This is a genomic window from Variovorax sp. GW821-FHT10B04 (assembly GCF_059415645.1).
Map to the genome: position 1 here is coordinate 210,727 of NZ_JBWKNQ010000001.1, position 15,382 is coordinate 226,108.

Sequence of the window (15,382 nt, forward strand, 5' to 3'; positions counted from 1 at the left end):
TCAGACCCTCGCCTGAATCTGTTTGCCAAAGAGACCTGCAGGTCGCAGCACGAGGCAGCCGATGATCAGGAACATGATGCAGGTGAGCTTCAGGTCGTTGCCCACCACATAGGCGCCCAGAAGGTTCTCCGCGATGCCCACGGAAAAGCCGCCGATGACGGCGCCCACGGGGCTCGATATGCCGCCGAGCAACGCGCCGGCCAGCGCATAGATCAGCGGGCCCATCATCATGGACGGCTCCAGGAACACGATCGGTGCCGCCATGAGCCCTGCCACCGCGCCCGCCACGGCTGCCAGGCCCCAGCCCACGGCGAGCACGGTGTTCGTGCCGATGCCGCTCAACTCCGCCGACGCCGCATTGACGGCCACCGCACGCATTGCCAGGCCGAAGCGCGTGTACCGGAAGAAGACGTAGGTGGCCAGCAACTCGGCCAGGGTGACCAGCAGGACCCCGGCCTCGTGTGCCGACAGATAGGGCTCGCCGAAACCCATCCTTCCGCCGAAGGGAGAGGCGAACTCCTTGAGTTCGTAGCCGAACAGCATGCCGACGAGGCTGTTGACGATGATCAGCAGCGCGATGCTGGCCGCGACGACCGACAGCACCGGCCGGTGCCGAAGCGGCTGAAAGATCGCGCGGTCCAGCGCGAAGCCCAGCACGAACGACCCGGCGACGACGAGCACGAACGCCCACCACCACGGAATGCCGGACTGCACCAGCGCCCAGCTCATGTAGGTGGAGAACATCGCCAGTTCGCCTTGCGCGAAGTTGACCGATGCGGTGCAGCGGTAGATCAGTACCAGGGCGATGGCCAGGCTTGCGTAGATGCCGCCGGCAGCGAGGCCCGAGACGATCTGATGGATGAATGCTTGCATGAGGGAGTTCTTGACGACGATGTGGAATGGGCTCAATGACCCAGGTAGCTCTGGCGCATCATTTCGTTGCCTCGCAGTTCGGCAGGCGTGCCCAGCGTTGCGATGCGCCCGCTCTCGAGTACGTAGGCGCGGTCGGCCAGCGACAGCGCCAACTCCGCGTTCTGCTCCACGATGAGCGCAGTCAGGCCCTCGGTCCTGCGCAGTTCGCCCAGCAAGGCATAGATCTCCTGCGTCACTCGCGGCGCGATACCGAACGAGGGCTCGTCGAGCAGCAGCATCTTCGGCCGCATCATCAGCGCGCGGGCGATCGCCAGCATCTGCTGCTCGCCGCCGCTGAGGGTTCCGGCCGCCTGCGTGGCGCGGCTGGCGAGCTTTGGAAACAACTGCTGCATCTTCCGGATGTCCTGCTCGACGCCCGCCTTGTCGCGTCGCTGGATGGCGCCGATGCGCAGGTTGTCCAGCACGTTCAAGTCGGCGAAGGTGCCGCGCCCCTCCGGCACGTGGGCGATGCCCAGCCGCGCGACCGCGGGTGCCGCCATGCCGCGCAGGTCCTTGCCTTCGAAGTGGATGCTGCCCGCTGCGTCGACCTGCTGGTTGCTGATGGCACGCAGCGTCGACGTCTTGCCCGCGCCGTTGGCGCCCAGCAGCGCCACCATTTCGCCTTCGTCGACATGCAGGTCGACGCCGTGCACGACGCGTGTGCGGCCGTACGCCACGACCAGGCCGCGCAATTCCAGTCGATGCGTCATGCGACGCCTCCCAGATAGGCTTCGATCACCGCGGAATCGTTGCGGATCTCGTCCGGCTTGCCCTGGGCGATCTTGCGGCCGAAGTTGAGCACCGCGATCTCGTCGCAGGTCTTCATCACGAAGCGCATGTTGTGCTCCACGATGACGATGGTCAGGGCCAGCTCCGCATGCAGGCGCAGCAGCACGTCGCGCAGGCTGTCGACTTCGCCCGCGGTCAGACCGGCGGCAGGTTCGTCCAGCAGCAGCACTTTGGGCCGGGTTGCCAGTGCGCGGGCGATCTCGATCCGGTGCTGGATGCCGATGGGCAGTTCCGCCACGCTGCGGTCAGCCAGCGGCGTGAGGCCGACCGTCGCCAGCGCGTCGTCGGCTGCCTGCTTCACCTCGCGCTCTGCCGTCCGGGTCGCACGCGTGCGCAGCGCGGTGCCCGCCAGCGTGACCGGATACCGGCTGTGCGCACCCACCATGACGTTCTGGTGCACCGTCATCGACGGATACAGCGCGACGTTCTGGAACGTCCGGCTCAGGCCCAGGCGGGCCATTCGGTGGCGTGGCAGGCGCGTCACTTCGGTCTGCCCCAGGACCACGCTGCCGGTGGTCGGTTTGTAGAGCCCGCTGATGCAGTTGAAGCAGGTCGTCTTGCCGGCGCCGTTCGGACCGATGAGCCCGAAGATGCTGCCCTGCGGCACTTCCATGCTGAAGCCATCCAGCGCGACGATGCCGCCGAAGCGCATCGTCAGGTCCTTGATCGAAAGCGTGGACTGCATCTCGGCTCAGGCGGACAGGATCGTCCAGTTGGTGCCATTGAATTGCTGCAGGCGCAGGCTGCGAACCGGGTGCGGTTCGGCGTCGCTCGTCTTGATGCGCACGCCGGGCAGGAACATCGGCAGGTCCATGTCGAGCCGGCGCGACTGCCGAAGGATGTTTTCGCGAGACAGGTCGTCGCGGCACTGCCGCAGGACCTGCACCGTGGTCTGCGCGATGCAGGTGCCGTAGACCGCGAAGTAGTCCTTGGCGGCGCCAGGATTGAACTTGTCCATGAAGGCCATCCATTCCTGCACCTCGCGGTCGTCCTTCCAGGCGGGATCGGCGGGGTCCTTGAGAAAGGCGGCGCTGATGATGCCCTTGGACTTGTCCAGTCCGGCCGGCGTGAGCACGTTCGGTACGGAGGACGAGTTCTGATTGATGTAGAAGGCCGGATTCCAGCCGATGTCACGGACCTTGCGGATCGTCTGGATCGTGGCCTTGGGGGAGCCCCACATCACCAGCACGTCGGCGCCGGCCGCCTGCATCGACAGCACCTGCGAATCCACGGTGGGATCGGTGACCTCGTGTGATTCCTCCCGGACGATCTGGCCCGCCGCGGAACCCAGTCCCTCCTTGAGGCCCCGCACCATGTCCTTGCCGGCATCGTCGTTCTGGTAGAGCACCGCGATCCTGGCGGCAGGCTGGCTCTTCAGGATGTGCCGTGCAAAGCTGCGGCCCTCGTCGGTATACAGAGGTTGCCAGCCGCTGCTCCACGGAAATTTCGCCACGTCGTCCGCCCAGGTGGCGGCACCGGAGCCCACGAACAGCTGCGGCACTTTCGCATTGTTGAAATAGCTGCGCGCGGCGACGCCGGTGGGTGTGCCGATCGGGTAGACGACGAAGGCGACCTGTTCGCGCTCCACCAGACGGCGTGACTGCTCGATGGTCTTGGGCGGGCTGTAGCCATCGTCCAATTGAACGAGCGTGAGCTTGCGGCCATTGATGCCTCCTTCCGCGTTGATGCGGGCGAAGTAGCCCGCCATCACCTTGCCGGTGGCGGCGTAGGCGGCCGCCGGTCCGCTCAAAGGCAGCGTCTGTCCCATCTTGATCTCGCGGCTGTCGATGCCCGGCGCGTTGGCGGCGTGGGCCGGCATGATCACGTTGACACCACCCAGAGCGGCGCCTGCCATCGTTGCAATGAACTGTCTTTTCTTCATGGTTTGTCTCGTCGTCGTTGTGGAAATCGGGAGAGGCAGCGTCGGCTCAGCCGGAGACGCGCTTCGACGCAGTCTTTCGGGCGGCCGCTGTCTTGGCGGGCGACGCCGTGCCGGCAATGCCATGCCACAGGATCGAGAACAGAGGCGCGGCCTGCCCTGTCAGGGAGTAGCTGCGCCGCCGGTATTCCCACATCAGGAAGGCACGGTTGAAGATGGCGCTCCAGGCGTCCAGGATCACGCGGCTGTCGATGTCGGCGCGCAGCTCGCCGCGCTGCTGCGCCTCGTTGATGGCCTGCAGCACTCTCTGCATGAGTTCACGCTGGGCGTAGCTCGGATCGCGCATCCAGCGCTCGAGCGGCACGGTCATGAAGATGATGCGACCGACGTTCGGGTGCTTTTCGTAGAACGCCAGGTGGGCCTCGAGCACGCCGAGCAGCTTGACCTTCAGGCCGGCGTCGCCCTCCAGGGGCTCGAGCGCCGCCGGATAGAGGTCGCTCAGCCAGTGCTGGATGAACCAGAAAAGCAGCGACTCCTTGTCGCCGAAGTATCGGTAGATGGTGCGAAAGCTCATTCCCGCCTCACGCGCGATGCTGCGCATGTCGACCCGATGAAAGTCACCGGCCGAATACGAGTCCATCACGACAGGCGACAGGCGATCGCGCAGTTCGGCGGGAATGCCGTTCGGATCTGGAAGGGCCGATGAGCCGGCCATGGAAGCTGTATGTTTGGTTGGCATGTCTTGATTCGATGAGAAGGAGTTGCCGGCGATGCCGTCAGGAACGGCGCGCAGGCGGAAGGACCTGGTTGTGCAGTCCGCCATCCACCACGAGGTCGATCCCGTTGATGTAGCGCGACTCGTCGCTTGCAAGAAAGAGTGCGGTCTCGGCGGCGTCCCACGGCGTGCCCATGGCACCGGTCGGGCACAGTGCGTTGCGCGCCGCGAGCAGGCTGTCGATGCCCTGGGGGTCGGTGGTGCCGAGCTGCTGGCGCACCAGCGGCGTGTCGATGAGACCGAGCAGGATGTTGTTGCAGCGGATGCCGTGCGGGGCGTATTGCATCGCCACGCTTTGGCCCAGCGCATTCAGGGCGGCCTTGGTTGCGGTGTAGGCGCAGAAAGGCGTGCCTCCCCATCGCGTGGACGCCACGGACGAGATCTGGATGATCGATCCCCGGCTCGCCGCCTTCATCACGGGCAGCACGTATTTGCAGGCCAGAAAGGCAGAGCGCACATTGACCCGGAATGCGCGATCCCAGGCATCGACGTCGACCTCTTCAGGGCCACCCAGCGTCACGATGCCGACGTTGTTGACCAGGACGTCGATGTTGCCGTTCAGCGCGAGAGCCACCTGCACGGCTTCGCGGATCTGCTCTTCCTCGCAGACGTCGGCCTGCACGATCTCGCAGCGACCGCCCGCTCGCCGGATGGCGTGCCGTGTGCGAGCAGCCGCTTCGCCGTCCTTGTCCGCCACGACGACCGTGGCGCCGTGCTCGGCCATCCGCAGCGCGATGGCAGCGCCGTTTCCGACGGCTTCCTCGGGCATTCCACCACCAAAGATCAGTGCAGTTTTTTCGTTCAGGCGCAGGGACATGGTCAAGGATCACCAGTTGAGATAACGACGTTACCCGCATGGTAACGATGTTATCTGCCGCACCCATCCGGCTAATCCCTAATGCCACGGACCTTGCCGATCGGCGCGTGAAGTCGGCTGTCGAACACACCATCACGGGCGCGCGGCGGACGTGACCAAGGCCGCGGCCTACGAGCTTGCGCCGGTGCGCTTCAACGTCGTCTGCCCTGGCCCCATCGACACGCCGATGCTCCGCAAGTTCGTGGAGCGTCTGGACGTGGCAGGCAAGGCACGGGCCTTCAACGAACTCGCCTCCGCACGCGCGCCCTGTCGTCGCGGCCAAGCAGGCCGCGGAAATCTCGGCCATCCTCGCCGATCCGCAGCAAGCCAGCCTGCTGGAGACCAATGTGGGCAGTCCGCTGATCCAGGTGACGCGGCTGTTCTATGCCCAGGACGGCCATCCCATTTATCACCTGCAGAGCGTGGCGGTGCCGGAGCGAACACGCTTTCTCATGGAAATACCGGCATCGGCCATCAACACCCTGTCGGCGGGCTCGTACCAGCATTCGGTCGACCGCTAGCCGGAAGCGCTGCGGCGCTGCCGTTCGACCGGAAGCCGTGCCCCGTCAGCCGACTGCAGCGAGCGACGCACCGCGCCCTTCATCGACATCGCCGAGCGCATTCCGATCGAAGCTCGCGCGTGCCTGCTCGATCTCGTCCATGTGCTCGGTCGTCCAGCGGTACATCTCCTTCAAAGGCCGCTGCACGCTGCGGCCCAGCGGCGTGATGGCGTATTCCACCGCGATCGGCGACGCCGGCACGACACGGCGCGTCACGATGCCATTGCGCTCGAGTCGACGCAGGCATTGCGTCAGCGCCTTTTGCGTGACGCCCGTCAGTCGCCGCTTGATGGCGTTGAAACGCAGGGGCTCCTCGTTGAGCGCGATGAGCACCAGCATCGACCACTTCTCGGTCAGCTGGTCGAGCAGCAGCCGCTGCGGGCAGTTGGCATTGAACTCTTCGGACGGGCAAGCCGACATGCGGTATCTCCAAGGCTACCTGGTGGTTTTCAGGTGGCTATTTTATCCCAGGTTTATTTTCTATACTGGCCGCCATTCATCACAGATTGGAGCCTTTCTTGACATCCCTGTCCCGTGCCGACACGCTTTTTCGCCCTCTTCGCATCAAGCCGCTCGAACTGAAGAACCGCATCGTGATGGCGCCGATGACGCGCTCGTTCTCACCTGAAGGCGTGCCCGGCGACAACGTCGCCACCTACTATCGCCGCCGCGCCGAAGCGCAGGTCGGCCTGATCCTCTCGGAGGGTACGGTGGTCGACCGCCCTGCCGCCAAGAACGATCCGCAGGTACCGTTCTTCCACGGCGAGGCGGCCCTGGCCGGCTGGCAGCACGTGATCGATCAGGTGCACGCCGCCGGCGGCAAGATGGGCCCGCAGCTCTGGCACGTCGGCACCGCAGGCAACCCTCAAACGACATGGACACCGCCCGCCCCGGCCGAAGGACCTTCCGGCCTGCTCGCGCCGGGAACGCCGCGTGGCGTCACGATGACCGACGAGGCGATCGCGGACACCATCTCGGCCTTCGGCCATGCAGCCGCGGACGCCAAGCGGTTGGGGTTCGATACGCTGGAACTGCACGGCGCCCACGGCTACCTCATCGACCAGTTCTTCTGGGAAGGCACCAACAAGCGCTCCGACCGCTTCGGTGGTGCGACGCTCAAGGAGCGCTCGCGCTTTGCATCCGAGGTCGTCAAGAGCGTCCGCGCCGCGGTGGGGCCAGACTTTCCCATCATCCTGCGCGTGAGCCAGTGGAAGCAGCAGGACTACAAGGCGCGCCTCGCGCCGACGCCGGAAGCCATGACCGACTGGTTGCTGCCCTTGGTCGAGGCAGGCGTCGACGTGCTGCATTGCTCGCAACGCCGCTTCTGGGAACCCGAGTTTCCTGAACTCGACGGCGAGGCCGGTTTGAACTTCGCGGGCTGGGCCAAGAAGCTGACCGGCGCGGCGACGATCAGCGTGGGTTCGGTCGGGCTGTCGGGCGACTTTTTCGAATCCTTCGGTGGCAAGAGTTCGCAGCCCGCAGGCCTGGGCAATCTCTTCGAACGCCTGGAGCGCGACGAGTTCGACCTGATCGCCGTCGGCCGCGCGTTGCTGGGCGACCCGGACTGGGTGACCAAGGTGCGCGCCGGCGACATGGCGAGCATGAAGGACTTCACCGCCAAGGCGCTCGGCGAACTCGTCTGAGGACCGGCATCGCGCCTGCGGTTCGTGAGGCCGCAGGCCTCGGGCCTGCTCGATAATCTTTGGATTCTCTCCAGCGCCTTGAACACATGAACGAATCTGCTCCTGTCCCGACGTCCAGGGAGCCCTCGCCGCGGAAGAGAAAAACTGCTGGAAAGAGAACCAACGATCCGGACCGAACCATGGCCGACATCCTGGTCGCGGCAACCACCGAGTTCGCGGAGAAGGGCTTTGCCGGTGCGCGGATCGAATCCATCGCCGCAGCGACGTGCACCCGGAAGTTCATGATCTATTACTACTTCGAGAGCAAGGAAGGGCTGTATGTGGCCGTGCTCGAAGAGGCCTACCGCAAGATCCGGCAACTCGAGTCCGGCTTGCATCTCACGGACCTCGAGCCGGTCGCGGCTCTGGGGAGTCTCATCGGCGCCGCGTTCGACTACCACCAGGCCCATCCGGAGTTCGTGCGGTTGGTGATGGCCGAGAACATGAACAACGGCGAATACCTGGCCCGCTCCACGCTCATTCGCGATCTCAATGAGCCCGTGATCGAGACGCTCCGCGATGTCTATGCGAGGGGCGTAGAGGCTGGAGCCTTCCGGCCGGACCTGGATCCCGTCGACATCCACATGTCGATCAGCGCCCTGTGTTTTCACCATGTCTCCAACAAGCCGACGTTCTCGCTGATCTTCCAGTCGACACCCGGCAGCGCATCGTCGGCGGTCGTGCGCCGCGACAACGTCGTCGACATGGTCGTGCGCTACGTGACCTCGGACCTGAAGCAGGACGCCGACACGGCCCCAGCGCCCAAGCGCCGCAAGAAAACGGGATGAGTCGAGCGATTGCCGGGTGTTAACCCTAAGATAAAACATACCAACTGTCCAATATATTCACGCCACTTCTTCACTGATTCAAAGAGTCCACATGGCATTGGCACCGACCCGAACGGGCGCTCCGGCAGCAGGCGCGCGCCCACCGACAGCAGCAAACAAGGCACCTGTGTTCGACCAGGCGGCCGAACGACAAGCGCGCAAGGCTGCGCTCAGCAGTTTTGCCGGCGCCGTCGTCGACTGGTATGACTTCCTGCTGTACGGCATCGTCGCCGCGCTGGTCTTCAATTCGGAGTTCTTCCCCCAGGTCAGCCCGGCCATGGGAACGCTCGCCGCTTTCGCGACCTTCGGCGTGGGATTCCTCTTCCGGCCCCTGGGCGGCATCGTCTTCGGGCACTACGGCGACAAGCTCGGGCGCAAGCGCATGCTGGCCTTGACCGTCATCATCATGGGCCTGGCCACCACGGCGATCGGCTTTCTGCCCTCCTTCGCGACGATCGGCTGGTGGGCACCGGTCCTGCTGGTGTTGCTGCGAGCGATCCAGGGGTTCGCCGTGGGCGGCGAATGGGGAGGCGCTGCGCTGATGGCCGTCGAGAGCGCACCGCCAGGCAAGAAAGCCATCTACAGCAGCGGCGTGCAACTGGGTTATGCGGTGGGCTTGATCCTCGCGACAGGCCTGGTTGCCATCGTGAGCAGGGTCATGGGGGACGATGACTTTCGTTCATGGGGCTGGCGCCTTCCCTTCCTGTTCAGCGTCGTGCTCGTGATGATCGGCCTCTGGGTCCGCTCGAGCGTGGAGGAGACGCCCGAGTTCCTCCGCGATGTTCAGCAGAAGCGCCTCGACAAGCGAGAAACGCTGCCGATCGTGCAGGCCATCACCAAACAGCCGGTCGCGTTTCTGCAGATCATCGGACTGCGCCTCGGCGAGCTCTATGCCACGTACATCGTGACGGCTTTTGCGCTGAGCTATGGGACTGCGCAACTGGGACTCGATCGCGGCTTCCTGCTGAACATCGTGCTGCTGGTCGGGGTGGTGAGCCTGATCACGGTGCCGGTCTTCGCCACCATGGCCGACCGCTACGGCCGTCGGCGCGTCTACATCGGCGGCGCCGTCGTCGGTGTCCTTTCCGCGGTGCCATTTTTCCTTTCGATGCAGCACGGCTGGACCCTGGGCATCGTGATCTTCGCGATCCTTCTGTACAACGTGGCGCATGACATGCCGGTGAGCGTCCAGCAACCCATGTTCACCGAGCTGTTCGGCACCGAATACCGCTACAGCGGTGCGGGTGTCGGCTACCAGGTCGCAAGCGCCATCGGTGGCGGCTTCACGCCGTTGATAGCAGCCGGCCTTGCCGCGTACGGCGGCGGGTCGTGGCACTGGGTCGCGGCTTACCTTGCCGGCGGCTGTCTCGTTTCTGGGATCGTTGCCGCCACGATGCGGCCCCAGACCGAGTCGAGCAAGTGACGGAGTCGATGCAACGCGACTGCCCTTTTCTGTTCGGCATGGATTCACGCTCCATGGCCGGTCCGCTCGCTTCGCGGCTCGACGCCGCGCGCACCGCGGGCTTTGGAGAGATCATGCTCTGGGCTTCCGACCTGGTCGGAGAACTGCCTTACGCCGAGGCGGTGCGCACGGTGCGCGAGAGTGGATTGCGCGTGACGGGCCTGCAGCTGTTGCGCGACGCAGACGGCCTCGGCGTTGGCCCGCAGCGCTCGCACAAGCTCGAACACGCAGAGACGTTGTTCAAGATGTGCGTCGACGTCGGCGCACCCATGCTCCTGGTGTGCTCGAACGTCTCGCCCGATTCAAGCCAGGACAGGTCGACGATCGTCACGGACCTGCGTGCGCTCACCCAGGCGGCCGAGCGCCACGGCGTTCGACTCGCCTACGAAGCCCTCTCCTGGGGACACGCCGTCAGCGACGTCGTTGCCGCGTGGGAAGTGGTTCAGCAAGTCGACATGGCCGGCTTTGGCCTGGCCGTCGATTCCCTGCATCTGCTCGCCGTGCAAACGTCGCCCGAGGCCCTGGCCCGGATGGACATCGACAAGGTCTTTCTGCTCCAGCTGTCGGACTGTCTGACCCGAAATCTCGCAGGAACGGCAGAGCGTTTGCATGTTGCAAGACATGCACGCGTTTTCCCTGGCGAAGGTCTGCATGGCGACGAAGTCGTCGCCTACGCCGATGTTCTATGGAAGGCCGGTTATGCGGGCCCACTGAGCTTCGAGGTGTTTCACGATGACTTCGGGTTGTCGCCTGCATCCGTCGTTGCCGAAAGAGCCTGCAATAGCGCAGCCTGGTTGCGGTCACGGTTGCCGCGGGTCGTCTGATATCGACCGTGTCGATCGGCAGTCCTTCGGCACCGTTGCGAGCCCACTCGGCGTCGCCTGGGACAAGCCATGCTGGCGGTCCAGCGCATAGGCGTGCAGTCCCCCATCCACGGGCACGTTGGCACCACGCACCCATGCGGACGCAGGGCTGAGAAGGAACGCCACGACGGGAGCGATGTCGGCTGGCGTCCCTGGGCGCTCCATGGCACGCATGCGCTCGCCGGCCTGCTCACCCAGCGTCTGGACGAAGTCCTTCAGGATGGGGGTATCCACGGGCCCCGGGCTGACCGCGTTCATCCGGATGCCGCGTGAACGCCAGGTCCAGCGGTTCTGGATTGTCCAGGCGATCAACGCCTCCTTCGAGAAGAAGTAACTGCGGGCGCCTTCGATGCGCTGCACGGCACAGAACTGCTCGACGTCCGCAAATCGGAGTTCGGCGCAAGCCTTGATCGCGGGAACAGCAAGCGCCCAGCCGGCACCGGCCAGCGACGCCAGATTGACGATGGACGCACCGTCCGCCAGTTTGGGCACCAGCGCCAACGTCAGGTATTTCAGCCCGACCAGATTCACGCGGAGTACCGCCGATGCGGGATGCGTGGGCGGCAATCCGGCAATGTTGGCCAGCCCATCGATACCCGACGGCAATGCCGCCACCAGGCGCTGAATGGACTCCGGATCGCCGAGGTCTGTCTGAAAGAAATCGTCGCTGCCGATCGCTGGCTGGCGCAGGTCCACACCCAGCACGCGTGCACCTTGCCCACGAAGCAGCCGCGCCGTCTCAGCGCCAATGCCGGAGCTGACGCCGGTCACGACAAACACCTTGTTCTGAAACATCGATTCAATCCGAAAGACGTTGGCAATTGAACATGCACTGGCCACTGGCATCTCCGGCCGCTCGAGCCGGAGATGCCAGCGCGCCTCGAGAGCCGACCTGGCGCATCAGTCGAGGGCGATATTCCGCTCCTTGAAGAAGGCGCCCCATTTCGCGGATTCGCGGCCCATGAACTTCTGGAACTCGGCGGGAGACTGATTGACGAACTGAAAGCCCAGATCGCCGAAGCGGCTTGTGTTCTTCGGCAGCGCCATGGCGTGGCTGATCTCTTCATTCAGGCGCTGCACCGCAGTGGCTGGTGTGCCCGCGCGGGTGACCGCACCGAACCACACCGTCAACTCGACGCCCGGAGCCCCCGCCTCCGCGGTCGTCGGTGCATGGGGCACCTGCGCAAGCCGATTCGGGCCGGCCACGGCGATGACCTTGAGCTTCTGTGCGTTTACGTATTGCAGACCCGCACCGATTCCATCGAACAGGAAGTCGACCTGCTCGCCGATCAGGTCGGCCATGGCGGGGGCGGCGCCCTTGTAGGGAATGGCGTTGACCTGTGCGCCCGTGGCCGTCGCCAGCAGCTGCCCCAGGATATGGCCGACCGATCCGTTGCCCTGCGTCGCGTAGTTCATGGGCTTGCTGCGCGATGCAACTGCAAGGTCTGCGATCGAGTTGATCGGGCTGCCATGCGGTACGTAGAGCACGACCGGCATCTGCGGAAGCGGCGTCACGGCACTGAAATCCACCATCGGGTCGTACCGGAGCTTCGAATAGAGCAGCTTGTTCGTGCACAGCACGGACATCTCGGCCACGAGCAGCGTGTTGCCGTCCGCGGGTTGCTGCAGCAGCGCCGACGCGGCGATGGATCCGGCGCCTCCCGGCTTGTAGTCGACGATGACTGGCCGCCCGATTCGGCTGCCCATCGTTTCGCTGATGGTTCTTGCCATCATGTCGCCGGGCCCCCCTGGGGGATAGGGCACCAGGATCGTGATGGGCTTGTCCCCGACAAGCTGAGCGCGGGCACCGCCCGCCCATGCCGCCGCCGCCAGCAGCGACGCTGTGGCCTTCCGTCGATTGAGCATATGAATGTCTCCGTTGTAAAAATCAGGGTGCTCGGGTGATGGGCCGAGCGGCCTTCATGGAACGAACCAGGAGGCTCTCGGCGTTCGTGTGGTGACGACCGACACCGGCTCCATGAAGTTCTGCAGGCCCAGCACGCCGAACTCGCGTCCCAGCCCCGACTGCATGACACCGCCGAAAGGCACCAGCGGATCAGGTGCGGCGTGGTCGTTGAGCCAGACCGTGCCGGCATGCAGTTCGCCGGCCATCCGTTGCGCGCGCTTCGCATCGCCCGACCATACGGATGCACCAAGGCCATATCGCGATGCGTTGGCGCGGGCCACGCCCTCTTCGTCCGAAGCGAACCGCAGGATCGGGAGCACCGGCCCGAATGGCTCCTCGTCGACCAGGCGGGTCCCTTCGCGCAGGCCCAGCGCGATGGTCGGCGCCATGAAATACCCGGGCCGCTTCAGCGCGTAGCCACCTGCCGCGAAGTCGGCGCCATCTGCACGCGCCGAAGCCACGAACTCCTGCACGATGCGGAACTGCACCGCGTTCTGCACCGGCCCGAGCTGGGTCTGCGCTTCGAAGCCATCGCCGACGCGAACCTGCCGGGCGTAGCCGACCAGCCGCTCCACCAGCCTGTCGTAGACGCCCGCCTGCACATACAGGCGCTTGATGGCCATGCAGACCTGGCCGCTGTTGACGAAGGCCGAACCAAAGATGCGCGGTGCGATGGCGTCGATATCGGCATCGTCGAGCACCAGCGCTGCGTCGTTGCCGCCCAGTTCCAGCGTCAGGCGCTTGAAGTCCCGGCCCGCACTCTCGGCCACCTTGCGCCCGGTCGTCCCCGAACCTGTGAAAGTGATCTTGGCGGCGCTGGAATGCTCGGACATCCACTGTCCCAGTGCATTGCCACCGGCCACCACGTTGAAGACGCCCGGTGGAAAGATGTCGCGACCGATCTCGCCCAGCTTCAGTGTCGCCAGTGGCGTGTAGGGAGAAGGCTTCAGTACCAGCGTGTTGCCCGCATACAGGGCGTGCAGCAGCTTGGACACCGCCATCGTGATCGGCACGTTCCATGGCGCAATGGCCGCGACCACGCCGAGCGGTCGGTATTGCAGCATCGAAAGCGACTTCTCGTCGTCCCTCACGCAGACCGGCTCGACGCTCAGCTGCGTCAATTGCCGGATGGCGTCCGCATTGCGGCGCACTTCCGCACGCGCAAAAGCAAAGGGCCGCCCCTGTTCCAGCGTCAGCAGGCTGGCCAGCATCTCTTCTTGCGCCTCCATCGCGTCGGCAAAGCGGCGCAGGACCGTCGCGCGGTCGACCCAACTTCTGCGCCGCCAGCCTGCGAACGCTTCCGCGGCCGCGTTGAAAGCCTGATCCAGCTGGGCCCGGCCGGCGCCTGGCACCCCGATGAAAGGCAGACCGTTGGCTGGATTCACCACCGAGAAGGCCTCGCCCTCCAGCGAGGCGCAGCCAGCCACGGTGTTGCTGAACGACAGCCCCTGCGCCCAGCGCTCCTTGTCGGCCATCAGGGCGCAGTTGCGCGAGATGAGGTCGCTGCCGTTCATGGGATGCAGCCCAGCCAGGCACCGTCGGCTTCGAGCCTCGCCTGCAACACCGGTACGGGCACATCGCGGGGCCGTACGCCGCGCGTCGTGGTCAGGGCTGCGGCACTGCCGGCCGCCTGTCCCATCACGAAGCAACCTCCGGTCACCCGCGCAGCAGACTGGCCCATGTGTGTCATCGATCCGCAACGGCCCGCCACGAGCAGGTTGTCGACGCGCAATGGCAGGAGCATCCGGTACGGAAGGTGGTTGAAGCCCCTGCTGGCCGGTATGTCCTGGAACTTGAAGTTGATGTTCCCGGCCAGGTGTTCCTCGACCATCCAGCCATTCACGCCGATCGTGTCCTCGAAACTGGCGCACTGCAGCACGTCATCTTCGGTCAGCCGGTACTCGCCGATGATGCGGCGCGTCTCGCGGATGCCAACCTGCGGGGCGATGTCCAGGATGTAGGCCTGCTCGAACCCCGGCGCGGCCTCGCGCAGGAAATCCATGAAGTCGGCGATCTGCCGCCGGCCCTCGAATTCGGCGTCGCTCAGTTGCTGGGCGTCGGTGCCATCGACCGGTCCGCCGTCGGCGCGGGCCAGCTGGGTCACGTTGGCCCGCCATTCGACCGGGTTCTTCTGCGGCCGGATGATGGGCGTCTTGCGAGCGAACCGGCGTCCGCGCGCCTCGGCTTCGTCCATGAGCCGGCCGAAATGGTTGTACGCATCGCCGGCCTTGACCGGGTCCACGCCATTGACCCGGAACATGGTCGAGGGATACATCATCCCGTGGCCGTCGCTCCCTTTTTCATAGGGGACGCCGGCATGGGCGCTGAGATCGCCATCGCCCGAACAGTCGATGAAGACCTTGCCAATGACGGCCCGGCGGCCGGACTTGGTTTCTATGAACACCGCACCGATCTCGGCAGCCGAACGCATCATCACGCCGGTGACCAAGGCATGGAACAGCACCTGCGCACCGCTGGCGAGGACGGCCTGGTCCGCGCCGATCTTGAAGGCGGCGTTGTCGTAGGCCTGCGCAGCGATCTTGCCGCCGAACATGACATGGGGCTCGCTGAGGCCACCCAGCGCACGCATCCGATCGAGGATCTCGTCGGCCACGCCATGCACCACCTGGCGGATCTCGCCATGCACGTTGGCGTGCAGGCCGCAGAAATTCGTCACGCCGGCCGCGGTCCCCATGCCGCCCAGGAAACCGTAGGTCTCCAGCAACAGCGTGCGGCAGCCGCCCCGGGCCGCCGAGATGGCCGCAGCGATGCCTGCCGGACCTCCGCCGAGGACCACCACGTCGAACTCTCCATGGACGGGCGTTTCGCGCGCTGGCTCCATCACGTGGCTTGGAATGGTGGCGTGTGTCA

General features: G+C 65.3%; 16 protein-coding genes. 5 read left to right on the plus strand and 11 right to left on the minus strand.

From position 1 onward, the window contains the following. The 6 genes from AC07PZ_RS01010 to AC07PZ_RS01035 all read right to left on the minus strand — a co-directional run bounded on the left by AC07PZ_RS01010 (position 1) and on the right by AC07PZ_RS01035 (position 5,172). Entirely contained in the window at positions 1-873 is an 873-nt protein-coding gene (locus AC07PZ_RS01010) for a branched-chain amino acid ABC transporter permease (RefSeq protein ID WP_495293136.1), read from the minus strand. A 32-nt stretch (positions 874-905) separates the two neighbouring features. Next, positions 906-1,622 (minus strand): ABC transporter ATP-binding protein, encoded by a 717-nt coding sequence (locus AC07PZ_RS01015; protein ID WP_495293137.1) that lies wholly within the window; start codon positions 1,620-1,622, stop codon positions 906-908. After that, positions 1,619-2,386 (minus strand): ABC transporter ATP-binding protein, encoded by a 768-nt coding sequence (locus tag AC07PZ_RS01020; protein ID WP_495293138.1) that lies wholly within the window; start codon positions 2,384-2,386, stop codon positions 1,619-1,621. The genes AC07PZ_RS01015 and AC07PZ_RS01020 overlap by 4 nt, the downstream gene beginning before the upstream one ends. Before the next feature lie 6 nt (positions 2,387-2,392). Next, positions 2,393-3,583, minus strand: coding sequence for an ABC transporter substrate-binding protein (locus AC07PZ_RS01025; RefSeq protein WP_495293139.1), 1,191 nt, complete (start codon positions 3,581-3,583; stop codon positions 2,393-2,395). Positions 3,584-3,629: 46 nt separating this feature from the next. Then, a complete protein-coding gene (locus AC07PZ_RS01030) occupies positions 3,630-4,295 on the minus strand; it encodes a TetR/AcrR family transcriptional regulator (RefSeq protein WP_495293140.1) in 666 nt (221 codons plus the stop codon). Positions 4,296-4,356: 61 nt separating this feature from the next. Beyond that, positions 4,357-5,172 carry an SDR family NAD(P)-dependent oxidoreductase gene (locus AC07PZ_RS01035; RefSeq protein WP_495293141.1) on the minus strand — a complete coding sequence of 272 codons (816 nt, stop codon included), beginning with the start codon at positions 5,170-5,172 and terminating at the stop codon, positions 4,357-4,359. 176 nt (positions 5,173-5,348) lie between these two features. Here AC07PZ_RS01035 and AC07PZ_RS01040 point away from each other — a divergent pair, with 176 nt between their 5' ends. Then, positions 5,349-5,732, plus strand: coding sequence for a UTRA domain-containing protein (locus AC07PZ_RS01040; RefSeq protein WP_495293142.1), 384 nt, complete (start codon positions 5,349-5,351; stop codon positions 5,730-5,732). Between the two features lie 45 nt (positions 5,733-5,777). Here AC07PZ_RS01040 and AC07PZ_RS01045 read toward each other — a convergent pair whose 3' ends face one another. After that, entirely contained in the window at positions 5,778-6,191 is a 414-nt protein-coding gene (locus AC07PZ_RS01045; RefSeq protein WP_495293143.1) for a winged helix-turn-helix transcriptional regulator, read from the minus strand. A gap of 98 nt (positions 6,192-6,289) precedes the next feature. Between AC07PZ_RS01045 and AC07PZ_RS01050 the strand changes: the two genes are divergently transcribed. The 4 genes from AC07PZ_RS01050 (at position 6,290) to AC07PZ_RS01065 (ending at position 10,566) form a co-directional block, all read left to right on the plus strand. Continuing rightward, a complete protein-coding gene (locus AC07PZ_RS01050; RefSeq protein WP_495293144.1) occupies positions 6,290-7,414 on the plus strand; it encodes an NADH:flavin oxidoreductase in 1,125 nt (374 codons plus the stop codon). Between the two features lie 179 nt (positions 7,415-7,593). Further along, positions 7,594-8,241, plus strand: a complete 648-nt coding sequence (locus AC07PZ_RS01055; RefSeq protein ID WP_495293145.1) for a TetR/AcrR family transcriptional regulator — start codon at positions 7,594-7,596, stop codon at positions 8,239-8,241. A 166-nt stretch (positions 8,242-8,407) separates the two neighbouring features. Continuing rightward, positions 8,408-9,703 (plus strand): shikimate transporter, encoded by a 1,296-nt coding sequence (gene shiA / locus AC07PZ_RS01060; RefSeq protein ID WP_495293146.1) that lies wholly within the window; start codon positions 8,408-8,410, stop codon positions 9,701-9,703. After that, entirely contained in the window at positions 9,700-10,566 is an 867-nt protein-coding gene (locus tag AC07PZ_RS01065) for a sugar phosphate isomerase/epimerase family protein (protein ID WP_495293147.1), read from the plus strand. Before shiA ends, AC07PZ_RS01065 begins: the two co-directional genes overlap by 4 nt. On the opposite strand, the gene AC07PZ_RS01070 is transcribed toward AC07PZ_RS01065, so the two are convergent. From AC07PZ_RS01070 to AC07PZ_RS01085, 4 genes are all read right to left on the minus strand, one after another. Then, positions 10,543-11,400, minus strand: a complete 858-nt coding sequence (locus tag AC07PZ_RS01070; RefSeq protein WP_495293148.1) for a coniferyl-alcohol dehydrogenase — start codon at positions 11,398-11,400, stop codon at positions 10,543-10,545. The genes AC07PZ_RS01065 and AC07PZ_RS01070 overlap by 24 nt on opposite strands. Positions 11,401-11,505: 105 nt before the next feature. Beyond that, positions 11,506-12,471 (minus strand): Bug family tripartite tricarboxylate transporter substrate binding protein, encoded by a 966-nt coding sequence (locus AC07PZ_RS01075; protein WP_495293149.1) that lies wholly within the window; start codon positions 12,469-12,471, stop codon positions 11,506-11,508. Positions 12,472-12,525: 54 nt separating this feature from the next. Beyond that, complete coding sequence (locus AC07PZ_RS01080) at positions 12,526-14,025, minus strand: aldehyde dehydrogenase family protein (protein WP_495293150.1); 1,500 nt, start codon at positions 14,023-14,025, stop codon at positions 12,526-12,528. Then, positions 14,022-15,353, minus strand: coding sequence for an FAD-dependent oxidoreductase (locus tag AC07PZ_RS01085; protein ID WP_495293936.1), 1,332 nt, complete (start codon positions 15,351-15,353; stop codon positions 14,022-14,024). The genes AC07PZ_RS01080 and AC07PZ_RS01085 overlap by 4 nt, the downstream gene beginning before the upstream one ends. Between the last annotated feature and the right edge of the window lie 29 nt (positions 15,354-15,382).